Raw genomic sequence first — 25,880 nt, forward strand, 5'->3', positions numbered from 1 at the left:
AATGCATTTTTCTGTACTCTTAAAAGAGTCTATTGAGAACTTAGATATCAAAAAAAATGGTATATATATTGATGCCACTTTTGGAAGAGGAGGGCATTCTAAAGCAATCTTAGATAAACTTTCAAATACAGGGAAATTAATTGTTTTCGATAAAGATATCGAAGCGATAAATTATGCAAAAGTTAACTTTTCTCAATATCCAAACTTTGAAATTATACATTCTAGCTTTACTAAAATTTATAATTATTGCCTAGAAGAAAACCTTTTGGGAAAGGTTGATGGAATAATTATGGATCTTGGGGTTTCGTCACCTCAATTAGATATTGCTGAGAGAGGGTTTAGTTTTATGAATGATGGTCCTCTTGATATGAGAATGGATAATACAAAAGGAATAACAGCATCTGAGACTTTAGAACAGCTCGACATTAAAGAATTATCTTATATTTTTAAAGTTTATGGTGAAGAAAAATTTTCTTATAAAATAGCTGTAAAAATAAAAGAATATTTAGAGCAACACGGTAAAATAGCTAATACCTTAACTCTAGCTAATTTGATTAGAGATACTATCGGAAAGAAAGAAAAGAAGAATCCTGCTACAAGATGTTTTCAGGCTTTAAGAATATATGTAAATAATGAGCTTGGTGACTTAGAACAGCTTATGAGTAATATCATGAAAATTTTGAAGGTTAATGGTAGAGTTGCAGCTATTTCTTTTCATTCTCTAGAAGATAGAATAATAAAACAAAAATTTACAGACTTATCTAAGCCTAAAACTATCAATAATAGAATATCCAAACTTCTACCAGAGGATGCTAATTCTATAGAAGCTAAATGGATAATTAAAAAATGTAGAGCTCAATTAGAAGAGCTTGAACAAAATGCTCGATCAAGAAGCGCTATACTAAGAATAATAGAAAAACTATGATATTAAATAACAGACAGATTAGAATTAGATTATTTGAATCACTAAGAAATAGCTTTTATAAAAAAGGAGTTATTCTTTCCTTTATATTATTATTTATCCTTTTGTTATCAGCTTTTTCATTAATTTATATTCGCTTTGAATACAAATTACAGCTTACTCAAGAAAAAGACTTGATCGTGGAAGATACCAAGCTTGATGAACAATGGAGTCAAATTGTTTTAGAATACAGTTCTCTTGCTACTCCAACAGCAGTAGAGGGGTTTGCGAAAGATGAAGGTATGATGCTGCCAACTAAAAAAGACATTTTATTTATTGATGATGGGAAGAATACTGATGAAGCATTATAACCCGAAATTAAGGCACTTTATAATTACAATATTAATTATAGTTAGTTTTGTCATACTAGCCCTTAAACTAGTTTATATGGATACTATACAGCACGATAAATTAAAGCAAGAAGGCGATAATAGAAGTGATAGAAGCATAGATATAAAAGCATATAGAGGAATTATTCTTGATAGAAATAGTAATCCTTTAGCAATAAGTACACCAGTAGATACTATATGGGTTGATCCATTCTATATTTCTGCAGACTCTGAAAAGCTACAAAAAGTTATGACTATATTAGGTTTGTCGGAAGAAAACCAGGAAAAAATAAAACGACAGGTAAAATCGAGAGAAGGTAGAAGCGGTTTTGTATATATAAAAAGAAAGGTTCAGCCATACTTATCTCAAGATATAAAAGATTTAGATATTCTCGGTGTACATGTAATTAGAGAATTTAAAAGATATTATCCAACTGCGGAAGTTTCTTCTCATATAATTGGGTTTACGAATGTTGATGGAAAGGGTCAAGAAGGATTAGAGCTTGAATTTAATAACTTTTTAACTGGGAAAAATGGTTATTTTGAGTATAAAAAAGATTTAAAAGGTGGCGTAGCATCAAAAGATGAGGCGAGTTATGTAGAACCTCAAAATGGTCACAACCTAATGTTAAGTATAGACTCAAGACTTCAGTACATAGCATATAAATATTTAAAAAAAGGCATAATAGAATTTAATGCAGATGCAGGATCTATAATTATTGAAGATATTCATACAGGCGAGATATTAGCTATGGTTAATTATCCATCTTATAATCCGAATGATATGGCAGATGCTTATCCAGATAAGAGAAGAAATAGAGCTGTAACTGATGTATATGAGCTAGGGTCAGTAATGAAGGTTTTTTCTGCTGCAACAGCTCTTACATATGGAGAAGATGTGACTCCTGATACAGAAATCAATACATCTCCCGGGTATTATAGAATAGGAAAAAATACTGTTAGAGACTTTAGGGATTATGGTTTACTAGATCTTAGGCATATACTTATGAAATCTAGTAACGTTGGGATATCTAAGCTTATACTAGAAATAGAAGATCAATCTATTTTAGGTACTTCATTATATAATTATGGATTTGGTATGAAAACTGGTATAGAACTACCAGGAGAAAGAAGTGGTTTCGTTCCTGTTAAAGATAAATGGGGGGAGTTCCAGCTGGCAACACTATCATTTGGTTATGGTATGAATGCTACAGATATGCAATTAGTATCAGCTGTTGCAGCTATAGCTAATGATGGAAACTATATTAAGCCTACAATTCTTAAAAAAAATCCTAATGAAGAAATAGATTCAAGACCTATAGCATCAAAAAAGGTTTCTGAAGAAATGATTAGCATGATGCAGTCTGTAGTAGAAGACTCCGGAGGAACCGGTTCGTTAGCTAAAACAGAACTTTACCATGTGGCTGGTAAAACTGGAACGGCTCGTAAATTATCAGCAGGTGGAGGATATGGAGCTAGTTATTTAGCTAGTTTTGTTGGCGTGGCTCCAGCAACTAATCCTCAAATAGCCATTGCTGTAACGATTGATAACCCAAAAGGCGAGAAATATGGTGGTGGTGCAGTTGCAGCACCTGTTTTTTCAAATGTGGCAGCTAATGCTTTACAAATTATGGGAATAACCCCTGACAAGCTAAACAAATAATTCTTTGTGTTTTATTTATAATAGGCTAAAATATATGCGTTAGGCTGTTCCTTTGTGCGGTCTAAATAAAAATTAATAACAAATGGAGTAAAATTAAAATGTTAAATACAGAAAATAAACAACAAATAATTAAAGATTATCAATTAGCTGAAGGTGATACAGGTTCACCAGAGGTTCAAGTAGCATTATTAACAGCTAGAATCAATGATTTACAAGGACACTTTGCTACACATAAAAAAGATAATCACTCAAGAAGAGGCCTTTTAAGATTAGTTAGTCAACGTCGTAAATTATTAGACTACCTTCATGATAAAGATGTAGAAAGATATCGTTCTCTAATAAAAAGACTAGAATTACGTAAATAATTAAATAATAAACTATCTTAAAATTTTTAGTTTCAAATACACTCAATAAGGTTATAAACTGTGAGAATATTCAAAGAAGTCTTCGAACTAGGTAATGATAAAGTTATTCTAGAAACTGGTGGATTAGCTCGCCAAGCTGATGGCTCTGTCACTGTTAAATGTGGTAATACTGTAATACTTGTAACTACTGTTGTGAAAAAAGAAGTAGCACCAGGAGCTGATTTTTTTCCACTTTCTGTTCACTATTTAGAAAAATCATATGCTGCAGGTAAAATTCCTGGAGGATTTACAAGAAGAGAAGCAAGACCATCTGATGAGCAGATTTTAATATCTAGATTAATAGATAGATCTATAAGACCTACTTTTCCTGATGGTTTTTTCAATGAGATTCAAATAGTTGCAACAGTTTTATCATATGATAATAAAACTTGTCCTGATATTTTGGCATTAATTGGAGCTTCAGCTTCTTTAGCTATATCTGGTGCTCCTTATAATGATATTATTGCGGGTGTTAAAGTAGGCTATATAAATGGTAAGTATACTTTAAATCCTTGTAAAGATGATCTTAAAGAGTCAAATTTAGATCTTGTTGTATCAGGTACTGATGATGCTATATTAATGGTTGAGTCTGAAGCAAAAAGCTTGCCTGAGAGTGTAATGCTTGGAGCAGTTTTATATGGACATAAGCATGTTAAAACTATAATTGCTGCTATCAATAGGTTAGCTAAATTTGCTGCTAAAGATAGATTTAATTACTCAGTTTATGAAATTAATAAAATTTTAAAATCACAAATTAAGTCTCAATTTTATAGTGAAATAGAGGCTATTTATATGACTCCTTCTAAACAAGAAAGAAATGTTCAATTATCTCAATTAAGAAAAAATGTTCTTGAGTTTATTTTTTCTAGTGATACAGATGAAAATGAGTATCAAGAAAAAGAAATTCTAGAAGCTTTTCATGATATAGAAAAAGATATTGTAAGATCTAATATATTGAATGGTAAGCCTAGGATAGATGGTAGATGTACAGAAACTATAAGACCTATTAATGTTAAGATAGGAGTGCTTCCTAATGTCCATGGTTCAGCCTTATTTACTAGAGGGGAAACACAAGCTCTAGTAGTAACTACACTAGGCAGTGATAGAGATGCTCAATTAGTAGAAAGTCTAGATGGTATTAATAAAGCTAGATATATGCTACATTATAACTTTCCTCCATATTCAGTTGGTGAAGCAGGGGCCGTTGGCTTAGCGCCTAAAAGAAGAGAGGTTGGGCATGCTAATTTAGCAAAAAGAGCAACAAATGCTGTTTTTCCTAATGAGGATGTATACCCATATGTTGTAAGAATAGTTTCTGAAATATTAGAGTCAAATGGTTCTAGCTCTATGGCAACAGTTTGCGGATCATCATTATCTATGATGGATGCGGGAGTGCCTATAGCTGAACCTGTTGCAGGTATTGCAATGGGTCTAATAAAAGATGGAAATAAATATGCAGTACTTTCAGACATATTAGGAGATGAAGATCATCTTGGAGATATGGACTTCAAAGTGGCTGGAACTAGGTATGGTGTTACAGCTTTACAAATGGATATAAAAATAAAAGGTATATCCAGAGATATTATGGAGCAAGCTTTAGAACAAGCTAGAAAAGGTAGACTTCATATTTTAGGAATTATGAATGAAGTCATAAAAGAGCATAAAGAAAATGTTTCTGATGTGGCTCCTCAAATACATATTATGAACATTGCTCCTGAAAAAATTAAAGATGTTGTAGGTCGTGGAGGATCTGTAATAAAAGCGATAGTTGAAAAATCAGGCGCTCAGATAGATACTTCAGACTCTGGAGAAATAAAGGTTTTTGCAAAAGATAAAAAAGCCTTAGATATTGCTGTTGCAGAGATTACAACTATAACAGCAGAGTGTGAAGAAGGTGAGATTTATAAAGGCAAAATAGTCAAACTTTTAGATTCTGGAGCTTTTGTAAATGTGTTAGGAAGTAAAGATGGCTTCTTACCTTTTGCAGACCTTGAACAAAATAATATAAAACCGAATAGTTTAAGTGAAGGGCAAGTTCTTGAAGTTATTGTGCAAAATATAGATAGAACTGGCAGAATTAAACTAGCTTTGGTAAAGAGGTAATATATGAGTGAAGTAGTTGGAAGTGTTGATCCAATTAATTTTACAGAAGCAGCTTCTTTAAAAGTTAAAGAACTTATAGAAGAAGAAGGTGATAACTCTTTAAGCCTTAGAGTTTACATAACAGGTGGTGGCTGTTCAGGTTTTCAGTACGCTTTTGCATTTGATAATGAAATAAAAGAAGATGATATTATTGTAACTAAAAATGGAGTCAGGCTATTGATTGACTCTATGAGTTTTCAATATTTAGTTGGTGCTGACGTTGATTATAAAGATGATATCGAAGGAGCTTATTTTGTAATAAGAAATCCTAATGCAAAAACAACTTGTGGTTGTGGGTCATCTTTTTCAGTATAAAGTTTAATACATTTTCTAAGATATTAGAAAAAGTTTGAAGGAATAAGTGATTTATGAAAATAGCAAACTTTGAAATTGGAAAAAATAAACCTTTATTTTTATTGGCTGGTCCTTGTGTTATTGAGTCAGAACAAATGGCTATGGATACAGCAGGGTATCTTAAGGAAATTACTCAAGAATTAAATATAAATTTTGTTTATAAGTCATCTTTTGATAAAGCTAACCGTTCTTCAATTGATAGTTTTAGAGGTTTAGGTATAGATAAGGGCTTAGATATTTTATCTAAAGTAAAAAAAACTTATTCTTTACCTATAGTGACAGACGTTCATGAAGATACTCCTTTTGCTGAAGTAGCTGAAGTGGCTGATATATTACAAACTCCAGCTTTTCTATGTCGTCAAACAAATTTTATTACAGAGGTTTGTAAACAGAATAGACCAGTAAATATTAAAAAAGGTCAGTTTTTAGCACCATGGGATATGCAGCAAGTTGTTAATAAAGCCAAAGCTACTGGTAATGAGCAAATTATGGTTTGTGAAAGAGGAGTTAGTTTTGGTTATAATAATTTAGTTTCTGACATGAGATCTTTGGAAATAATGAAATCTACAGGCTGTCCGGTAGTTTTTGATGCTACTCATTCAGTTCAGCTACCAGGTGGTCAAGGCACTACTTCTGGTGGACAAAGAGAGTTTGTTCCTGTCTTAGCTAAGGCTGCTACGGCTGTTGGTATAGATGGCCTATTTATGGAAACCCATCCTAATCCAAATGAAGCAAAAAGTGATGGACCAAATTCTTTTCCAATGTATAAAATTAAAGAATTCTTAAAATTAATAAAAGAGCTTGATAGTTTTATTAAATCTCAGCCTAAGATTGATATATAGGAGTTATAAGTGTCTAACAAAGTCTTTATAATGGGAATTGTAGGAGGCTCAGGATCTGGTAAAACTTTATTTTCTAATGCTGTTGTTGAAAAATTAGAATCCCATCATTTAGATAGAGTTGCTGTAATATCTGAGGATAGATATTATAAAGACTGGGGAAATCTTATTGGTCAAGAAGAAGCAGCAAAAGTTAACTATGATCATCCAGATGCTTTTGACCATGATCTTTTAAAAAAAGATTTAGTTAAACTTATTAAGGGTGAAGATATATATGTGCCTTATTATGATTATAAAACTCACTCAAGAGTATCTTCACTCGCCCAAAAAGTTCCTAATGGAGTAAATGTAATAATATTAGAAGGAATAATGTTATTTAATGATGCGGAACTACTCAATATGATGGATTTTAAAGTTTATATGGATACTCCATCAGATCTATGTTTTATAAGAAGATTGCTACGCGATCAAAATGAAAGAGGAAGAACCGTAGATAGTATTGTTAATCAATATTTAGAAACTGTTAGACCGATGCATATAAAATTTATTGAGCCATCAAAGAGAAAAGCTGATATTATTATTCCAGATGGAGCACAAAATAAAACAGTTATTGATATTATTTATAATAAAGTAAAACAATTATTAAAATAGGAGCATAAAGTAGTATGGCTAGAGTAACGATAGAAGATTGTTTAGATAAAGTAGAAACAAGATTTGATTTGGTAGTATTAGCTTCTATGAGAGCTAACTCTATATTAAAAAATGGATATTCTGATGAAGACTATGGAAAAAAGGAAAAAGCTACAGTTTTAGCTCTTAGAGAAATAGCAGAGTCTAGAATAACCCCTCAACAAATATTAAAAAATGAAGTTTAATCATATTGACTTTATCTAAATTAAATATATAATTTACCCATTATTCGGGTGCTTAGCTCAGCTGGGAGAGCATCGCCCTTACAAGGCGAGGGTCGGGGGTTCGAACCCCTCAGCACCCACCACGAATAATATTCCTTTAAATTCCATTTTTAATTTGTATTAATAAATTTTATTAAATAAAATAACTCAAAAATCAAAATATACATTTAACTTCATGCGAAGAAGTAGAAGAAACAAATTAAAAGAAGGTATATTTGAAGCTAATATAGTTTCTTTAAGTCATGATGGTCGCGGTATAGCTAAGATAGATGGCAAAACGACTTTTATTCCATTTACATTACCTGGTGAAACAGTAAAGTTTGAATATACTTTTTCGAAAGCAAAATTTGATGAGGGTAAAGCTTTAGAAATAATAAAAGCTAGTGAAAGTAGAATATCTCCTAAATGCGACTTTTTTGAACTGTGTGGTGGGTGTAGTCTTCAACATATGTCATCTGAAGCACAGATTACTCATAAACAAGAAACTCTATTGAACCAACTGAAATACTTAGGTAATAATGTAGTTCCTCTAAATATATTAGAACCTTTAAGAACTAATCAAACTGAAGGTTATAGAGGGAAAGCACGTCTCGGTGTAAGATATGTTAATAAAAAAGAAAAAGTGCTTGTTGGCTTTAGAGAGCGAAACGGTAAATATTTAGCTGATATTGATAAGTGTATTATTCTAGATAAAAGTATTGGAGAAAATATAGAGTCAATTGCTAATTTTATATCTAGTTTATCTATATATAATCAGGTAGCTCAGTTGGAAGTAGCAAGAGATGATTTTCGAACTGCACTTATTATTCGACATCTTGAACCATTTACTAATGAAGATATAAAAAAAATAAAAACATTTGCTCAAGAACAAGGTTACTGGATTTACTTACAATCTAAAGGGCCTGATACGATATTTAGATTATATCCAGAAGAAAATGTTGATCCTATTAAATTAGAGTATTCCCCTATTGAAGGTATAAATATAAGTTTTGAACCAAATGACTTTACTCAAGTCAATATAGACATAAATCAAAAAATGATAAAAAAAGCTATTGAGCTTTTAGATATAAATAAGAATGACTCTATCATTGATTTATTTTGTGGCTTAGGAAACTTTACTTTACCTATATCCAAATATGCTAAATCGGTTATTGGAGTGGAGGGTGAACAAACTATGGTAAATAGGGCTATTGAAACTGCACAAAATAATAATATAAAAAATGTTAAATTTTATGCTGCCAACTTATTTGAAAGCTTCGAAGATAAGGAGTGGTTTAATAATTTTGAATATAACAAAATGTTATTAGATCCTCCAAGAGCTGGAGCTGAAGAAGTCTGTAGAAATATAGAAAAATTTAATGTTGATAAAATTGTTTATGTGTCTTGTAGTACAGCAACTTTAGCTAGAGATGCTGGAATATTAGTGAATGAAAAAGGTTATAAACTTATTAGTGCTGGAGTGATGGATATGTTTCCACATACTATGCACGTTGAATCAATAGCAGTTTTTGAAAAGTAGGGAGTCATAGTATGTATATAGGTGTAGATATTGGCGGTAGTAATATGACTGCTGGATTATTTGATAGTAATAAAAAATTAATCTCCACAGCAAAAGTAAAATCAAAAGCAAAAGAAGATACACAAATAGTTATTGATCAATTATTTAAAGTAATAGACAAGCTTAAGGATGATGTTAGTAATGATTCTACGCTTTTATCTATTGGTATAGGTGTTGCTGGACTTGTCGATACAAAAACTGGCTTGATCAAACATTCTGCTAATATAAATATTGTAAATATTAATCTTAAAAAAATTGTAGAAGATAAATATAAAGTTCCAACATTTATAGAAAATGATGTAAATGTTGGTATTGTTGGCGAATGGAAATATGGTGCAGGTATTGGTTATAATGATATAGTAGGCGTTTTTGTAGGTACTGGAATAGGTGGTGGATTAATTATAAATGGTCAACTTTACTCTGGAGCTAATGGATTAGGTGCAGAAATAGGGCATACAACTATTGCTAGTAATGGCCCATATTGCGAAGGGTGCGGCTCTCAAGGTTGCGTAGAAGTATATTCTGCAAAAGTTGGAATAGAAAAAAGGATTAAAGCTCTCCATAAAAAGGGAATAAAAAGTACACTAATTTCATCTGTAGTAGAAAATGAAGGAAAACTAAAAAGTAGTTTTATTAAGAAAGCACTTCAATCTAAAGACAAGATTGCTATAGAAATTATAGAAGATGCTATGAAGGCATTAGGAGTTGGTGTAGCTAATTACTTGAATGTTTTAAATCCTTCTTTGGTAATATTCGGTGGTGGTGTTATGGAAGCAGTGGGAGAAAGATATATCCCAGTAATCAAAAACTCATGTTCTAAATATGCGCTTAATCCAATTTTGGAAAATTGTGAATTTAAGCTAGCAACTTTAGGAGATAATGCAGGAATTTTTGGTGCTATGGATATAGCTAGTCATATTAAATAAGGAAAAATATGCAGTCTATTATTTCAAAGTTTTTCTCACAAATTTTTAATTATTTCAGAAGTCTAAAGAAAATAAAATTTAAAGATATTTTTAAAGATTGGAATATTTATGAAATAGCTTGGTTATTTCTATCTACCACTATATTAGCATGTATTAGTCTTATGACAGCAGATAAGTATCTAATTTTAACACTTGTAGCTACAATAACGGGTATGTTAAATTTAGTATTAATAGCTAAAGGAAAAATCTTAAACTATTTCTTTGCATTTGTGTATAACCTAACTTATGCATATTTTTGCTTATTAGAAGGAGTCTATGGACAGGCTATCTTATTCGTTTTTTTCTTTTTTCCAATGCAGTTTTATGGGTTATATTGTTGGACTAAGCCAGAAAGTACAGATACAAACTCTACTATAGTTACAAAATCTTTAAATATTAAACAACAAATCATATTATTAATCAGTGTCATAATATCTGCTTTTTTATATGGAATATTTATCTTAAAAGCTTTTTTCCATCAAGAAATTGGTTTAGTAGCAGATTCACTAACAGGCGTTATTTCTGTTATAGCTATATTTTTAATGGTAAAAGCCTATGTTGAACAATGGGTTCTATGGATTATTATAAATGTTCTTTCTACAATAATTTGGATACAACAGTATTATTCGGGTACAGATTCTGGAGGAATAGCATTCTTTGCTATGTGGTTAATCTACTTATTAAATTCAATTTATGGATATATAAACTGGATTAAACTACAAAAAAATCAAAATTAACTTTTTAGAATTCTATAAAAAATAAAGCTTATAAAGGCTGTTATTAAACCTAAAATAAACATCCATAAAATTATGTCAGGTGTAGAGGCATCTCCTATAAAGAGGCTAAAAGAGTTTAAAACCATATATATTGAAAAAAACAATAACAATCCAGATTTAAATTTAGAATCTTTAAATAAAACTATTAATGAATAAATAAATATAGATAATTGGAAGATACCTATTTGAAAAATAGCTGGTGAATAAATCCATCCTTGAAATTTGCTGATGTCATCTCCATATACTAAATAAGCTAAACTATTTATAAAAGTATAATAGCTTACATTAAACACTATAAAATAATTAGCATAGAGCGAGGCTTTATGTTTATTAAAAATAATAGCAGAGTGTGCAAAAGCCAATACAAAGGGGCTTATTAGTAAGCATAGTGTGATTGTTATAGCTACCATATATTAATAACTTAAAATATCAATGTATGCAGAAGTGTACAATAAAAGTATTTTATTGTCATATATTATGGGACAAACCTGTAGACAATCTACACTAGTACAGTTAAAATTTGCTATTAGAAAATTGTTAAATAGAAAATTAAAATAGGAAATAAGTAATGCAAGTAACAGTTGAAAAGAAAGAAGGTATTAATTGTTCTTTATTAATAGAAGTCCCTGCAAATGAAATTGATTCGGCGGTTTCAAAAAGAATTAACCAAACAGCTAAAACTATTAAAATGGATGGTTTTAGACCAGGCAAAGTTCCAGCAAATCTTGTTAAGAAAAAATATGGTGAGCAAATTCGCTTTGAAATAATTTCTGATCTTATCCCTAAAAAATATACAAAAGCTATCCAAGATGAAAAATTAGAAGTAGCTGGGATAGAGGTTGATTTAAAAGAAAATAAAGAAGGTGAACCTTTAAAATTTGTTGCTAATATAGAATTATTCCCAGAATTTGAAGTAACTGGATTTGACAAAATTAAGATTGAAAAACCAGTTGTCGATTTAGGTGATGCTGAGGTTGAGAAAATGGTTGAAAATCTTAGAAAACAATTTGCTACTTGGAATGAAGTTGATAGAGAAGTTCAAAAAGATGACAGAGTAACTATTGATTTCGTTGGTAAAGTAGATGGTGAAGTTTTCGAAGGTGGATCTGCTGATGCTTCTCAAGTAGTTATTGGCTCAAACCAAATGATCCCAGGATTTGAAGATGGTATTATTGGTATGAGAAAAGATGAGGAAAGGACTATAACTGTAACTTTCCCAACAGAATATCAAAATAAAGAATTAGCGGGTAAAGAATCTCAATTTGATATAGTAGTTAAAAAGATAGAAGAAGGTGAGCTTCCTGCTGTTGATGAAGAGTTTGTTGCTAAATTTGGAGTTAAAGGTGGTGTAGATACTTTTTCATCTGAAATTAAAGAGAATATGGAAAGAGAACTTAAGTTTATAATTCAGAAAAAAGTTAAAGAACAACTTTTTGAAGGCTTAAGAGAAATAACTGAGTTTGATGTACCAAATGCTCTTATAAAAAGAGAAATTGATGCTGCTAAGCAAAACCTTATTAAGAGCATGGGTGGAGAAAAAAGTGGATTTAACGTAGATCAGCTGCCAGATAATTTATTTGAAAAAAATGCTAAACAACGTGTAGAAACTAGTCTAATTCTAGATAATTTGCTTAAGGTTCATAGTTTTGAAGCAGATGACGAATCTGTAGATGCTTTACTGTCTGAAATGGTTAAAGCTTATGAAGAGCCTGAAAAAACAAAAACAGAAATTAAAAAGAATCCACGAGAAATAAATAATCTAAAAGCTCTTGTGGTTGAAAATAAATTAACTGACTGGGTTTTAGAACAAGCACAAATTACAGAGAAAAAAGAAGACTTTTTTGAGATTATAAGAGCCAATATGCAAGCTTCTCAAATGGGACAATTTTAATATCTGATAGAAATTTCTAAAATCACTATAAAAAATAATAGTGAAAACCTTAAAGAATCACTTTTAAATTGAGGCTTATAATGATTAATAATAATTTAGTACCTATGGTTATAGAAAAAAGTGCAGCAGGCGAAAGATCCTATGACATTTATTCTAGACTATTAAAAGAGAGAATAGTTTTTCTAAATGGCGAAGTTAATGATCAATCTGCAAATTTAGTTATAGCTCAACTTTTATTTTTAGAATCTGAAGATCCTGATAAGGACATATATTTCTATATAAATTCACCCGGCGGTGCAGTAACTGCTGGTATGGGCGTATATGATACTATGCAATTTATAAAGCCTGATGTATCTACTATATGTATAGGTCTTGCTGCTAGTATGGGATCTTTGTTGTTAACAGCTGGAGCTAAAGGTAAAAGATATAGTCTTCCAAGTTCACAAATAATGATTCATCAACCCTTAGGTGGTTTCAAAGGACAAGCATCTGATATAGAAATTCATGCTAATAATATTATTAGAATTAAAGAAAGGCTAAATAAAGTATTAGCTAAACATACTGGTCAAGATTATGAAACTATAGTTAAAGATACTGATAGAGATAAGTTTATGATGGCTGAAGAAGCTCAAGCTTATGGCCTAATTGACCATGTTATAGAATCTAGAGACTCTATAATCGTTTAATATAAGTTTTAAATAAGGTTTTTTGAAGATATTATGTCAAAAATTTTATATTGTTCCTTTTGTGGAAAGAGTCAGCATGAAGTAAAAAATATCATTGCTGGTAAAGATGGAAATATTTGTAATGAATGTGTTGAAAAATGTTCAACTAAAATTAATAGCGGATCACTTAATTCAAGTGATTTAGCAAGTGATATTTCTTTTGAAAATCTACCAAAACCTGTAGAAATAAAAAAATATCTTGATGATTATATTATTGGTCAAGAGAATGCTAAAAAGATTTTGGCAGTGGCTGTTTATAATCATTATAAGAGAATAACAAATAAACCTACTGATGAAGATGATACGGAGCTTAAAAAAAGTAATGTTCTTTTAATGGGACCTACTGGATCTGGTAAAACCTTATTTGCTCAAACTTTAGCTAAATTGTTAAATGTTCCATTTGCTATTGCAGATGCAACTACTCTTACAGAAGCAGGGTATGTTGGAGAAGATGTAGAAAATGTAATTGTTAAACTTTTACAAAATGCTGATTTTGATGTAGAAAAAGCACAGAAGGGTATTATATATATTGATGAAATAGATAAAATAGCTAGAAAATCTGAAAGTTCTTCAATAACTAGAGATGTATCGGGAGAAGGGGTTCAACAAGCTCTTTTAAAGCTTATAGAAGGTACTGTTTCATCAGTTCCACCTAAAGGTGGTAGAAAGCATCCTAATCAAGATATGGTTCAGGTTGATACATCTAATATATTGTTTATTTGTGGCGGTGCTTTTGCGGGTATAGAAAAAGTTATTAAGCATAGAATGGATAAAGTCAGCATAGGTTTTAATGCAGATATTGTTCAACAAAAAACTAATCTTGATACAGATAGACTTCTTCAAAAGATTGAGAGTGAGGATTTAACTAAGTTTGGACTTATTCCTGAGCTTATAGGCAGATTACCAATCATTAGCGTTTTGAATGAACTTAAAGAAGAAGATCTGATAAGAATTTTAACTGAACCTAAAAACGCTTTGATAAAGCAATATACTAAACTTTTTAAATTAGACAATATTGATATAGAGTTTTCCCATGAAGCATTAGTTGAAATAGCTAAAAAAGCATTAGTAAGGAAAACTGGAGCTAGAGGTCTTAGAACAATATTGGAAAATGTTTTACTAGAAATTATGTTCCATACTCCTTCTACAAAAAATATTAAAAAAGTCATAATTACTGAAAATACTATAAAAGAAATAAGCGAGCCAGAATTAGTTACTACTGATGGCGAAACAAAAAAATTTAAAGATGTAATCTAATTTATATAGGAGTATTATAATAACCTATGTCAGACACATTAAACGTCGTACCTGTCATCCCTCTGAGAGATGTAGTCATCTATCCAACGATGACTATTCCTTTAAATGTTGGAAGAAAAAAATCAATTCAAGCAGTTAAAGAATCTACTAATAAATATGAAAATTATATTTTATTAGCAACCCAAAAAGAGGGTTCTCGATCTGGAGATTCAATTGACAATCTTTATGATATTGCAACTTTGGCTAAAATTATACAAATAATGAAATTACCAGATGGTAGTTTAAAAATTATAGTTGAAGGAACTACAAAAAAACTAGTTGCAAAATATGTAGATGATAATGATTGTATTTATGCAAATTTAGATACTATAGATATAAGTGAAAATTTTCCTGTTAGTGGATTAGATAAGGAATTAAAAGCAATTTTATTGTCTATATCAGAATCACTAAAAGTATTTGTAGACTTAGGAAATAAAGTTTCTAAAGAAACTTTAGCTACTTTAATATCTACAGAAAATCCTGATAAATTTGTTTATGAAATAGCTTCAATACTAAATTCAGACATAGTTAAAAAGCAGAAAATTTTAGAAGCTAGTGATATAAAAAATAAAGCTTTAATACTATTAACTTGTTTAGAAGAAGAAATTGAAATACTTGAACTAGAAGCTAAAATTAAAGATCGAGTTAAATTGCAGGTTGATAAGAATCAGCGTGAATACTATTTAAATGAACAAGTAAAAGCTATATATAAAGAGCTAGGCGAAGTTGATGAAGAATCTGAAACTTCTGCCCTTAAAAAAAGAATAGAGAAAACAAAAATGTCTGAAGAGGCAAAAGAAAAATGCTTGAAAGAGCTTAAGAAGCTTAAAGCAATGCCACCTTCATCTTCAGAGTCTGCTGTTTCAAGAAACTATATTGAAACTATCTTATCTTTACCTTGGAATAAAAGAACAAAAGTTAAGAAAGATATTGAGCTAGCAGAGAAAATATTAGATCAAGATCATTACGGTATTAAGAAAGTTAAAGAAAGAATTCTTGAGCATTTAGCAGTACAAATTAAAAGAGATAGCAATACTAAGTCTCCAATTCTTTGCTTAGTAGGTCCTCCAGGGGTTGGTAAAACTTCTATAGGACAATCTATAGCTAGAGCTACAGGTAGAGAGTATGTAAGAATGGCTCTTGGTGGTGTTAGAGATGAATCAGAAATAAGAGGGCATAGAAGAACTTATATTGGTTCTATGCCTGGTCAAATTATACAAAAAATTATAAAAGCAAAAACAGAGAATCCTTTATTTCTACTAGATGAAATAGATAAAATTTCTTCTGATTTTAGAGGAGATCCATCTGCGGCATTATTAGAGGTGTTAGATCCTGAACAAAATAACTCTTTCAGCGATCACTATTTAGAAATTGATTATGATTTATCAAAAGTAATGTTTGTTGCTACAGCAAACTCATTAAATATAGACCCTGCGTTAAAAGATAGGATGGAGATAATAAACCTTTCTGGATATACAGAGCTTGAGAAAAGTGCCATTGCAAAACAATACTTAGTTCCAAGAGCTTTAGAAAATAATGGGCTAAATAAAAAAGAGTTTAATATAACCTCGACAGCAATTTTAGATATTATTAGATATTACACAAGAGAGGCTGGTGTTAGGAATCTTCAGCAAAAGATCAATACTCTTTGTAGGAAAGTAGTTAAAGATATTTTAAAAGAAAAAGACGCCAAAAAAATTTCTATTAGTAATAAAAATATTGAAGAATATCTAGGTGTTAAACCTTATGATTATGGAGTTAAAAATGAAAAACCTCGAGTTGGACAAGTTACAGGATTAGCTTGGACACAAGTTGGAGGAGATCTTTTAACAATAGAAGCCTTAGCAGTTCCTGGTAAAGGAAAATTAAAATATACAGGTATGTTAGGTGATGTCATGAAGGAGTCTATAGAGGCTGCTATGAGTGTTGTTCGTTCATTAGCTCAAGATTATGATCTCCCTGAAGATTTCTATGAGAAAAAAGACTTACATATCCATGTTCCTGAAGGAGCAACTCCTAAAGATGGTCCTAGTGCAGGTATTGCTATGACTACAGCAATATTATCTGCTTTTACAAATAAACCTGTAAGAAATGATATTGCTATGACAGGAGAGGTAACGTTAAGGGGAGAAGTTTTTGCTATCGGTGGATTAAAAGAAAAGCTTTTAGCTGCATTAAGAGGCGGAATAAAAGAAGTATTAATACCAAAACAGAATGTTAAAGATCTTTCTGAGATCGATAAGCAAATCACTGAAAATTTAGAGATAATACCTGTGAAACATATAAAAGATGTATTAAATAGAGTTTTTTAGCTGCTAACTTGTTGAAACTATATTTTTTTAGTGCTATAAATGTAAAGGACACTCGTGTCAAAATTTAAATTATATAAAAGGAGTTTAAAATGAATAAAACTGAATTAGTAAGTGCAATAGCTAAAGAAGCTGATGTGACTAAAGAAGTTGCTGGTAAAGTTTTAGATGCGACAATCGCTTCTATTTCAAAAGCGTTAAAAAAAGAAGATAACGTTACTTTAGTTGGCTTTGGTACTTTTCAGGTTAAAGAAAGAAGTGCAAGAGAAGGTAGAAATCCTAAAACTGGTGAAACTATTAAAATTCCTGCGTCTAAAGTTCCTAGCTTCAAAGCTGGTAAAGGTCTTAAAGATAGCGTAAATAAATAAATTTGATACGATACAGATAATAATATAAATAATTTTATTTTATTAATAATACTTAAAGGCATGTTTCTAGCATGCCTTTTTTATATTAGGATTAAGTGATGTTACAGTCTTTTAATGATAAGTTTAAAGGTCCTTTTACTTGGATTGTTGTTATTTCTATTAGTATAATCTTTGTATTGACAGGAATGAGTTTTCTTTTTAGTGGCTTTGGTAATAAAAACTCTACAATAGCTGAAGTTGGTGATAATAAAATTACATTAACTGAATATGAGAAATATATACAGCCAGATACTCCAAAAGAACAAAAAGAAATAATTCTTAATTCAATTATTAACCAATACCTAATTTTATCAGCTACTCAAAATCAAGATATTCAAATATCAAGAATAACATTGCAATCTTATATTTTTACAAATCCTATATTTAAAGGTGATAATGGCCAATTTTCTAATGAGAAACTTCAAACTATAGCAAAATATTTTGGTGGAATATCTAATTTAGAACAAATGATTATTCAAAATATACAAGCAACTATTATTCCTAAAAATATAAATGAAACTTCATTTATTACAGATTATGAAACAAATGAATTAGCAAAGATATATTCTCAAGTTAAGACAATTAAGTATATTAAAATTGATTCAAAGGATTTGGCAAAAGATATTAAAGTATCATATTCAGAGTTGCAAAATTACTTTGAAGATAATAAAGCTAACTATATAATTCCACAAAAAGCAGATGTTGATTATTATTTAATTTCAAAAGATAATTTTATTCAAGCTGAGCCTTCAGAAAAAGAAATTAAAACATATTATAATAGTAATCCTACCTTATTTAGCTCATATAATAATGATACAAAAAATAGTATCAAAAAGATCCTTCAAAATAGAGAGGCTCTAAATAAATATAATTCTATTATAGAAGGTATTGATGCTAAAAAGTTTAATGATTTAAGTTCTCAACTTGGAAGACCTAAATCAACTACTATTATAGATGATAGTAAACCTACTTTAGAAGGAGTTCCAGGCTCGGAATTTTTTGTAAATGGTCCAAGTAAGTATGGAGCTTTACCAGTATCAGATTCTCAAAGTATTGTTTACTATATAAAAAATGTCATCCCTTCAAAGCAGCAAGACTTTAAAGAAGTTAAAGAAAGTATCGAGAAGATGTATAAAAAAGAATCATCTCAAAAGCTAGCTAAAGAAAAAGCTATTTCTATAATTGATAATCTAGAAAAGTCCAACGATTCAAAATACGATTTTAAAATAACAACAACTGAAACAAAAAATAATATTTCATCAAAATTTAAACGGTATATTATAGATAATGATAATTCTAATTATCATTTATTTAATTCTGATGATGAGTCTTACTTTGTCTACAAAGTAACTAAAGTAGCAGTAAATAGTTCAAAGAAAACAGCTCCTGTTAATGTAATCAATAGCTATAACGAAGCTGAACAAAATTATTACCTTGATATTTTAAGAAATGACATTCCTATAAAAATAAATTATAAATACTTAAATGAGTAATTTAATCTATGGAATAGCTGGTCCTACAGCTTCTGGAAAAACTTCTTTATCAATATCTATCGCAAAAAAAATAAATGCTGAAATTATAAGCGTTGATTCTTCTTTAGTTTATAAAAGAATGGACATTGGCACTGCAAAACCATCTTTGGACGAGAGAGAAGGAGTAAAGCATCATCTAATAGATATTATTGAACCTTGGCAAAACTTTTCTGTTGCAGATTTCATATCAAATGTAAATTTACTTAAAAATGATATTCATAGTAGAGATAAAAATGTTCTATTAGTTGGTGGGACTATGTTATATTTTAAGGGTCTTATTGAAGGTTTATCAATCTTGCCAGAAAGTGACGTAACCATAAGAAAATCATTAGAAGAATATAAAAATAAATATGGGCTTAGCTATTTATATAAAGAATTAGAGATAAAAGATTCTGAGGCAGCAAGAAAAATAAATCCCAATGATCAGCAAAGAATATTTAGAGCATTAGAAGTCATTAATCTTTCAGGATCGAAATATTCAGAACTTATAAAAAATAGTAGAGAAGGAGCTTTAGAAGAAGAGCTAAGGTTATGTGCTATAATACCTAAAGATAGGGCAATACTTCATAGGAATATTGAAGAAAGATTTAGCAATATGTTAAGCTCTAATTTTCTAGATGAAGTGAGAAGTTTAAAAACAAATCCTCTATTAACTAATGAGAATACAGCTATTAGGAGTGTTGGTTATAGACAAGCATGGGATTATTTAGACAACAAAGTAACATATGAAGAGTTTATTAATAAAGGCATAGCTGCTACTAGGCAATTAGCGAAAAGACAGTTGACGTGGCTTAGAAACTGGAAAGATAATATTTTTTTTGTGAATATGGAAGATGAGGATAAGGAACTAAAAATACTTAATTTTTTTAACTCCCCTTAGTATTATATAGAGGACTCAAGATGTTATTAAAGAAAATAATAAATATTATCATTCTTTTTTTGATTATTATTCCTAATATTTACGCACTAGATTTAACAAATGCCACAGGAATACAATGGTATCATAATCCCAGTGATTCTAGAACGATAACTATGAATGACTATACAATAGCTGATGAAAGAAATATGCATGAATCAGCTTCTGATTATACATTAGCGGATCATGGTGGAATAAAAAAAGAAGTTTCAAAACAATCATTATAAGAAGAAAATAAAATGGCAAAGTTATATTTCAGATATTCATCTATGGATGCTGGTAAAACACTAGACTTATTAAAAGTAGCTTACAATTATGAAGATAGAGGGAGGCATCCTTTAATCTTAACCTCTGCTATAGATAAAAGAGCAGGAAAAAATAAAGTAAAGTCTAGAATAGGCATTGATCAAGATGCATATTCATTAACTGACCAAGATAATATATTTAATTTTGTGAAAGAATATAATCAAGCTAGAAATATAGATTGTATTCTAATTGATGAAATTCATTTCTTTACACCTAAGCAGGTTTGGGAGCTCTCAGATATTGTAGACTATCTTAATATTCCAGTAATCTGTTATGGCTTAAGAACTAACTATATAGGACAGCCATTTGAAACAGCTTCTTTGTTATTAGCCATAGCTGATACATTAGAAGAAGTGAAAACTATTTGTCATTGTGGCAGAAAAGCTAGTTTTAATATGATGATAAAAGGAAAAGAAGTTATAAAATCAGGAAATGCTATAGTTGTTGATGATGATTCCTTAAAAGAAGTAAATATAAGATATATATCTGTTTGTCGGAAACATTGGAAAGAAGGTATATTTGAATAGATTAGAAATTATTAAGTTCAACCAAATTAAAAGAATTGAAATAAAAACTTATTAACTACTTAGATCTTCTAGCTTTAACAGCATTAGAAAGCATTTGTAACATTTCTAATGTTTCATCAAAATTTACACACGCATCTGTCACACTTTTTCCGTATTCTAAAGGTTTCTTATTAATGTCTTGGTTACCAGCAACTAAGTTACTTTCTATCATAATACCAAAAACATCTTTACCATTCTCAATTTGCTTACAAATATCAGTTAAAACATCTTTCTGTTTTTTATGATCTTTTCTACTATTTCCATGACTACAGTCAATCATGATTTTAGTATCTATATCAGCTTTCTTTAGTTTAGCAACACATTCATCAACATATTCTTTACTAAAGTTAGGTCCTGTAGCACCTCCACGAAGGATTATATGTCCATTCTGGTTACCTTTTGTTTCAAATATAGCAGTTGAGCCAGACTTTGTGGTACTTAAGAAGTGATGAGGGTAGGTAGCAGACTTAACTGCATCTACAGCTACTTGAATATCTCCATTAGTAGCATTTTTAAAACCTATAGGAGCAGATAAGCCTGAAGCAAGTTCTCTATGAACTTGACTTTCTACCGTTCTAGCACCAATAGCACCCCAAGAAATTAATTCAGCAAAATATTGAGGAGTAATTACATCTAAAAATTCTGTAGCACAAGGTAGTCCCATACTAGTAATTTCAGAAAGAAGGGCGCGAGCAAGACGTAATCCTTTATTTATATTATATGAATTATTAAGATCTGGATCATTTACAAATCCTTTCCAGCCAATTGTTGTACGAGGTTTTTCAAAATATACTCTCATAACAATCACAATTTCTTTATGGAATTTTTTCACTTCTTTTTTTAATTTAGTTGCATACTCAATAGCTGCTTCTGTATCATGAATGGAACAAGGTCCAACTACAACTACGATTCGATCATCTTTGCCATGAATAACTTCAGCTATTTCTTTACGAGATTTTCTAACTGTTTCAAAAGAAGTTTTTAATAGAGGTATTTCTTGAATTAGAACTTCTGCAGGAATCAATACTTTTTCCTTTTTTATATTTATATTCGAAACTTTATCAAAATTTTTATCACCTATCATTGATTCTGATATTCCTATAGTTATTACTTATTTTCTACCAAACAAACCAGGCATATTACCCATACCTTGCATAGCAGACATGCGTTTCATCATATTTGCCATTCCGCCTTTTTTACCTATAACACTCTTCATCATTTTTTTCATTTGAGAGTGCTGTTTAAGAAGTTTATTCAAATCTTGAACAGTAGTTCCTGAACCTGCTACGATTCTTTGTTTTCTGCTATTCTTAATAAGATCTGGATTTTTCCTCTCATATGGTGTCATAGAGTCTATCATAGCTTCAATTTTTTTAAACATCTCATCGCCAATATTACCTGGTAAGTTAGGCATATTTGGTAGTTTAGCCATTATAGAGCCAACACCACCCATATTTTTCATTTGAGATATTTGATTTTTAAAATCTTCAAGGTCAAAATTTTTGCCACTTTTTAATTTTTTAGTTAATTTTTGAGCAGCTTCTTTTTCAGTCTTCTCTTCTATACTTTCTATAAGGCTTAATACATCACCCATTCCAAGAATTCTAGAAGCGACTCTTTCTGGGTGGAAAGGTTCTAAAGCTTCAGTTTTTTCACCAGTTCCTAAAAATTTTATAGGTTTACCCGTTATTTCTCTAATAGATAATGCTGCACCACCCCTAGCATCACCATCAGTCTTCGTCAAAATAACACCAGTAAGTTCTAGAGCATCATTAAATGCTTTTGCTGTCACAGCAGCATCTTGACCAGTCATACTATCTACAGTGAAAAGTGTTTCTATTGGATTGGCAATTTTATGAAGTTGCTTAATCTCATCCATCATATTTTCATCAATATGTAATCGACCAGCAGTATCAACAATAAGTATATCTATTAATTTACTCTTTGCTGACTTTATAGCTTCTGTAACAATATATTCAGGTTTTTGAGTCACATTAGAATCAAAAAAATCTATATCTAAATCTTTAGCTAAAGTTCTTAATTGGTCAATAGCGGCAGGGCGATAAATATCTGCACTGACAACCATCACCTTTTTCTTTTCTTTGTCTCTTAAATATTTAGCTAATTTTGCTGTTGATGTGGTTTTACCAGCACCTTGCAAACCAGCCATAAGAATAACTGCTGGAGGTTGCGTTTTTAAATTTAATGGGGATGATTCTTCACCTAAAGCTCTTTCAATTTCTTTTTTTACAAAAGAAATAAATGTTTGGTCAGGAGTTAAGCTTTTTCTAACTTCCTCACCAATGGCTTTTTCCTTAAGACTTTCTATGAATTTCTTTACTACAGGTAAAGCAACATCCGCCTCTAAAAGAGACATTCTAATATCTCTTAAAGCTGAGCTAATATTTTCTTCTGTTAATGAAGTTTGGCCTTTTATTTTTTTAAAAGAGTCTTGTAATCGTTCTGATAAGCTTGTAAACATAGTCTATATGAACCTTTTTATTAGATCATTAAACAATAATTAATGAAAAAGATATTAACATTTTTAGATAGAATATTCTATCTAACATACGATACTTGCTACAACAATAGCAAATAATAATAAACAAATAATAATATATTCATAATTCTTATTTTTAATAAAAAAAATGAATTCTAAAACAACTCTAGTAATAGGCATTACTAATAATAATAAAATTCCTAATTCTATTATATGAGTAGAGAATAAATTTTCAGCAAAAATATAGTTATAGTTTCCGTTATGGATAATTTCTATTGAAAGTCCTATAAAACCAATAAAACAAATGATTAAAGCTAACCAAAGATTTAACTTTAATATAAATATTACAACTTTATTTTTATCCATACTCATTAAAAACTCTTATATAACATCTGTATAGCTGCAGAAATTACAACTAAAAAGAATATAAACCTTAAAATTCTAACAGGAACTAAACTCATTGATTTAGATCCTATAGTAGCTCCTATCAAAGTTCCTAAAGCTATTGGCATAGCTATAATAGGATCTATATAGCCTGCAAAGTAATATGCACTAGCACCAGCAAAGGCTGTTAATCCCATAATAAAACTACTTGTGGAAGCGCTGACTTTAAATGGTATCTTCATGATTTTATCCATACCAATAACTTTAAAGGCCCCAGCACCTATTCCTAAAAGACCCGATAAAAAACCTGCCCCCACCATGCTTATAAAACCAGGGCCTATATTATAGACTTTGTAGTCATATTTTTTATTTAGGATGGTAACACTGTCAACAAGTTGAAGTTTATAAGCTAATTTTGATGTTGGTTTTGAGTAATCTCCTAAATCTGATTTATTTCTAGATAGGCTTAATATGGCCATTGTTATTAATATAAGTGCATATATTAAAGAAAGACTTTCTACATTTATCATGATAGAAACTTTTGCTCCAAATATTGCTCCTACTGAAGTTGCCAAAGCTAAAAAAATACCTAATTTTTCTTTAGTTAAACCATGACTTTTCATTGAAACAATTGAGCTTGCTGTTGATGTACATATTATAGATAGTAAAGCCGCACCCATTGCATGATGCACATTAACACCCATAAATACTACTAGAAAAGGTGTAATTATAGCAGCTCCACCAAGTCCGACCATAGACCCTAAGAGGCCTCCTATAATTGAGACTATAAATATTAAAAAATCAAATACAAAAATATTTGTCAAAGGCTTTACTCATCTTTAAATCACCTAATTCTTTAGTATAAATTAAAAGCAAATTTCTTTAAAGGTTTAAGTTTTAGTATAAATAGTTTAGAATATGCTTGTTTAAATTATATTTGTTTAATGTTTCAGGAGTATCATATAAAAATATGGCAAAAGAAGATTGCATAGAAATGGAAGGAGTTGTTTTAGAAGCTCTTCCAAATACAATGTTTAGAGTAGAGTTAGAAAATGGACATGTTGTAACAGCTCATATCTCTGGCAAGATGAGAAAAAATTATATCCGTATATTAACAGGTGACAAAGTAGTTGTAGAAATAACTCCTTATGATCTAACAAAAGGCCGTATCAAATTCCGTAGCAAATAGTTTATTATCTTATTTTTTCTCTTTTAAAGAAGCATATTTTCTAATACTAAAAGTGTTGGAGTTATTAGTGCCATTATCAAACCAACAGATATCGCCAAAGGAACTATTTGCATACCATAAGTATCTTTTATTACAGGTAAAGAAAAGTCCATAGCAGTATTTGCTGAGTATCCAACCATCTCAACAGAAAAATATTTTTTAACTATAGGGATTAAAGCAATTGCAATAACTTCTCTAAGAAAATCTATTAGAAAAGTTGCTATCCCATAATATTCCCCAAGAAAATTTGAGTTAAGTACTCCTGATAGTGAATACCAACCAAGTCCTGAGCTTATCATTATGCTTTCTTTGATAGGAATAGGTAAGAATATAGAAATAAACAATGCAGGTAAAATTGACGTTAAGACTACTACTATCGATATGATAAAAGCATCTTTATTTTTTATAATTCTAGAAAGAGGAATTTCTTCTAGTTTTAGTTGAGCTCCTATAGTAAACATCAAAGAGATTAATATAATGAATACTAAATTATCTAAATAGTCAGTTATTTTTATATTAAGTATTTCACCTAAAATATATCCTGATAATAAATATAAAATATATTTTGAAGACTTAATTATTAATAAAAATCTATTAGTTGATATAGATTTATTATTTACATTACTTTCTATATATTTTTGCTTAAGATTTCTATTTATTAAATTACATAGAATAAATAAGGCAATTATATTTGTTAAAAATATAATAATTGTATAAATCAAACTTAAGTTTATGACTTCAATAATAACATCATTATTTTTTGCGAAAATACTAAAGTTATAACCCATAATGGTTATTATAAGAATAACTTGTATGTCTATAAGCTTATTTACTAAAACAATATATTTATTTTTTAAAGGAATAAAAAAGTAACCAATAAGTAAAGCTATAAATATTAATAAAGATTCCAACATT

Annotated in this window: 28 protein-coding genes and 1 tRNA gene; 23 read left to right on the top strand and 6 right to left on the bottom strand. The window is 30.0% G+C overall.

All coding sequences use genetic code 11. The annotated features are described in order from the left end of the window. The first annotated feature begins 1 nt into the window (after window position 1). The 13 genes from rsmH (at window position 2) to pnuC (ending at window position 10,866) form a co-directional block, all read left to right on the top strand. A complete protein-coding gene (gene rsmH, locus DNK87_RS01785; RefSeq protein WP_119330486.1) occupies window positions 2–925 on the top strand; it encodes a 16S rRNA (cytosine(1402)-N(4))-methyltransferase RsmH in 924 nt (307 codons plus the stop codon). Next, complete coding sequence (ftsL, locus tag DNK87_RS01790) at window positions 922–1,272, top strand: cell division protein FtsL (protein ID WP_119330485.1); 351 nt, start codon at window positions 922–924, stop codon at window positions 1,270–1,272. The genes rsmH and ftsL overlap by 4 nt, the downstream gene beginning before the upstream one ends. Next, window positions 1,259–2,953 carry a peptidoglycan D,D-transpeptidase FtsI family protein gene (locus DNK87_RS01795; protein WP_119330484.1) on the top strand — a complete coding sequence of 565 codons (1,695 nt, stop codon included), beginning with the start codon at window positions 1,259–1,261 and terminating at the stop codon, window positions 2,951–2,953. Before ftsL ends, DNK87_RS01795 begins: the two co-directional genes overlap by 14 nt. A 98-nt stretch (window positions 2,954–3,051) precedes the next feature. Further along, the gene (gene rpsO / locus DNK87_RS01800) at window positions 3,052–3,318 is read left to right on the top strand and encodes a 30S ribosomal protein S15 (protein WP_119330483.1); all 267 of its coding nucleotides are present in this window, start codon (window positions 3,052–3,054) and stop codon (window positions 3,316–3,318) included. Between the two features lie 60 nt (window positions 3,319–3,378). After that, window positions 3,379–5,460 (top strand): polyribonucleotide nucleotidyltransferase, encoded by a 2,082-nt coding sequence (gene pnp, locus DNK87_RS01805; RefSeq protein WP_119330482.1) that lies wholly within the window; start codon window positions 3,379–3,381, stop codon window positions 5,458–5,460. 3 nt (window positions 5,461–5,463) lie between these two features. Beyond that, window positions 5,464–5,814 carry an iron-sulfur cluster insertion protein ErpA gene (erpA, locus tag DNK87_RS01810; protein ID WP_119330481.1) on the top strand — a complete coding sequence of 117 codons (351 nt, stop codon included), beginning with the start codon at window positions 5,464–5,466 and terminating at the stop codon, window positions 5,812–5,814. A 53-nt stretch (window positions 5,815–5,867) separates the two neighbouring features. Next, window positions 5,868–6,695, top strand: coding sequence for a 3-deoxy-8-phosphooctulonate synthase (kdsA, locus tag DNK87_RS01815; protein ID WP_119330480.1), 828 nt, complete (start codon window positions 5,868–5,870; stop codon window positions 6,693–6,695). Window positions 6,696–6,704: 9 nt separating this feature from the next. Then, complete coding sequence (udk, locus tag DNK87_RS01820) at window positions 6,705–7,343, top strand: uridine kinase (RefSeq protein ID WP_119330479.1); 639 nt, start codon at window positions 6,705–6,707, stop codon at window positions 7,341–7,343. A gap of 14 nt (window positions 7,344–7,357) precedes the next feature. Then, the gene (gene rpoZ, locus DNK87_RS01825; protein WP_071664176.1) at window positions 7,358–7,567 is read left to right on the top strand and encodes a DNA-directed RNA polymerase subunit omega; all 210 of its coding nucleotides are present in this window, start codon (window positions 7,358–7,360) and stop codon (window positions 7,565–7,567) included. A 46-nt stretch (window positions 7,568–7,613) separates the two neighbouring features. Continuing rightward, window positions 7,614–7,689 (top strand) — tRNA-Val (locus DNK87_RS01830). 92 nt (window positions 7,690–7,781) lie between these two features. Next, a complete protein-coding gene (gene rlmD / locus DNK87_RS01835) occupies window positions 7,782–9,125 on the top strand; it encodes a 23S rRNA (uracil(1939)-C(5))-methyltransferase RlmD (RefSeq protein ID WP_119330478.1) in 1,344 nt (447 codons plus the stop codon). An 11-nt stretch (window positions 9,126–9,136) separates the two neighbouring features. Further along, a complete protein-coding gene (locus DNK87_RS01840) occupies window positions 9,137–10,090 on the top strand; it encodes an ROK family protein (RefSeq protein ID WP_119330477.1) in 954 nt (317 codons plus the stop codon). 8 nt (window positions 10,091–10,098) lie between these two features. Next, window positions 10,099–10,866, top strand: coding sequence for a nicotinamide riboside transporter PnuC (pnuC, locus tag DNK87_RS01845; protein WP_119330476.1), 768 nt, complete (start codon window positions 10,099–10,101; stop codon window positions 10,864–10,866). Here pnuC and DNK87_RS01850 read toward each other — a convergent pair. Then, window positions 10,863–11,315 carry a DUF6790 family protein gene (locus tag DNK87_RS01850; protein ID WP_119330475.1) on the bottom strand — a complete coding sequence of 151 codons (453 nt, stop codon included), beginning with the start codon at window positions 11,313–11,315 and terminating at the stop codon, window positions 10,863–10,865. The two genes, pnuC and DNK87_RS01850, sit on opposite strands and share 4 nt — an antisense overlap. A 158-nt stretch (window positions 11,316–11,473) precedes the next feature. On the opposite strand from DNK87_RS01850, the gene tig reads away from it, so the two are divergent. The 9 genes from tig to DNK87_RS01895 all read left to right on the top strand — a co-directional run bounded on the left by tig (window position 11,474) and on the right by DNK87_RS01895 (window position 20,814). Continuing rightward, window positions 11,474–12,796, top strand: a complete 1,323-nt coding sequence (gene tig, locus DNK87_RS01855; RefSeq protein WP_119330474.1) for a trigger factor — start codon at window positions 11,474–11,476, stop codon at window positions 12,794–12,796. An 80-nt stretch (window positions 12,797–12,876) separates the two neighbouring features. Further along, window positions 12,877–13,482, top strand: coding sequence for an ATP-dependent Clp endopeptidase proteolytic subunit ClpP (gene clpP, locus DNK87_RS01860; protein ID WP_119330473.1), 606 nt, complete (start codon window positions 12,877–12,879; stop codon window positions 13,480–13,482). Between the two features lie 33 nt (window positions 13,483–13,515). Beyond that, entirely contained in the window at window positions 13,516–14,778 is a 1,263-nt protein-coding gene (clpX, locus tag DNK87_RS01865) for an ATP-dependent Clp protease ATP-binding subunit ClpX (protein ID WP_119330472.1), read from the top strand. A gap of 26 nt (window positions 14,779–14,804) precedes the next feature. Next, window positions 14,805–17,129, top strand: coding sequence for an endopeptidase La (gene lon / locus DNK87_RS01870; RefSeq protein WP_119330471.1), 2,325 nt, complete (start codon window positions 14,805–14,807; stop codon window positions 17,127–17,129). 89 nt (window positions 17,130–17,218) lie between these two features. Beyond that, entirely contained in the window at window positions 17,219–17,494 is a 276-nt protein-coding gene (locus DNK87_RS01875; protein WP_071664167.1) for an HU family DNA-binding protein, read from the top strand. Window positions 17,495–17,592: 98 nt separating this feature from the next. Further along, the gene (locus tag DNK87_RS01880) at window positions 17,593–19,026 is read left to right on the top strand and encodes a peptidylprolyl isomerase (RefSeq protein ID WP_119330470.1); all 1,434 of its coding nucleotides are present in this window, start codon (window positions 17,593–17,595) and stop codon (window positions 19,024–19,026) included. Further along, a complete protein-coding gene (gene miaA, locus DNK87_RS01885; RefSeq protein ID WP_119330469.1) occupies window positions 19,019–19,945 on the top strand; it encodes a tRNA (adenosine(37)-N6)-dimethylallyltransferase MiaA in 927 nt (308 codons plus the stop codon). The genes DNK87_RS01880 and miaA overlap by 8 nt, the downstream gene beginning before the upstream one ends. Window positions 19,946–19,965: 20 nt before the next feature. After that, window positions 19,966–20,208: a hypothetical protein gene (locus tag DNK87_RS01890; RefSeq protein WP_119330468.1), complete on the top strand. Its 243-nt coding sequence runs from the start codon at window positions 19,966–19,968 to the stop codon at window positions 20,206–20,208. 12 nt (window positions 20,209–20,220) lie between these two features. Next, window positions 20,221–20,814, top strand: a complete 594-nt coding sequence (locus DNK87_RS01895; protein WP_119330467.1) for a thymidine kinase — start codon at window positions 20,221–20,223, stop codon at window positions 20,812–20,814. Window positions 20,815–20,869: 55 nt separating this feature from the next. Here DNK87_RS01895 and DNK87_RS01900 read toward each other — a convergent pair whose 3' ends face one another. The 4 genes from DNK87_RS01900 to DNK87_RS01915 all read right to left on the bottom strand — a co-directional run bounded on the left by DNK87_RS01900 (window position 20,870) and on the right by DNK87_RS01915 (window position 24,561). Continuing rightward, window positions 20,870–21,937: a 3-deoxy-7-phosphoheptulonate synthase gene (locus DNK87_RS01900; RefSeq protein ID WP_119330466.1), complete on the bottom strand. Its 1,068-nt coding sequence runs from the start codon at window positions 21,935–21,937 to the stop codon at window positions 20,870–20,872. Between the two features lie 27 nt (window positions 21,938–21,964). Beyond that, window positions 21,965–23,335 (bottom strand): signal recognition particle protein, encoded by a 1,371-nt coding sequence (ffh, locus tag DNK87_RS01905; protein WP_119330465.1) that lies wholly within the window; start codon window positions 23,333–23,335, stop codon window positions 21,965–21,967. 81 nt (window positions 23,336–23,416) lie between these two features. Further along, complete coding sequence (locus DNK87_RS01910) at window positions 23,417–23,719, bottom strand: DUF1634 domain-containing protein (protein WP_159240187.1); 303 nt, start codon at window positions 23,717–23,719, stop codon at window positions 23,417–23,419. Between the two features lie 5 nt (window positions 23,720–23,724). Further along, entirely contained in the window at window positions 23,725–24,561 is an 837-nt protein-coding gene (locus DNK87_RS01915) for a sulfite exporter TauE/SafE family protein (protein ID WP_119330463.1), read from the bottom strand. Window positions 24,562–24,707: 146 nt separating this feature from the next. Here DNK87_RS01915 and infA point away from each other — a divergent pair, with 146 nt between their 5' ends. Further along, window positions 24,708–24,926 (top strand): translation initiation factor IF-1, encoded by a 219-nt coding sequence (infA, locus tag DNK87_RS01920; protein WP_004287780.1) that lies wholly within the window; start codon window positions 24,708–24,710, stop codon window positions 24,924–24,926. Window positions 24,927–24,949: 23 nt separating this feature from the next. On the opposite strand, the gene DNK87_RS01925 is transcribed toward infA, so the two are convergent. After that, window positions 24,950–25,879 carry a LysO family transporter gene (locus tag DNK87_RS01925; RefSeq protein WP_119330462.1) on the bottom strand — a complete coding sequence of 310 codons (930 nt, stop codon included), beginning with the start codon at window positions 25,877–25,879 and terminating at the stop codon, window positions 24,950–24,952. Between the last annotated feature and the right edge of the window lies 1 nt (window position 25,880).

Origin of the sequence: Pseudofrancisella aestuarii, assembly GCF_003574475.2 — a bacterium.
GTDB classification, from domain to species: domain Bacteria; phylum Pseudomonadota; class Gammaproteobacteria; order Francisellales; family Francisellaceae; genus Francisella; species Francisella aestuarii.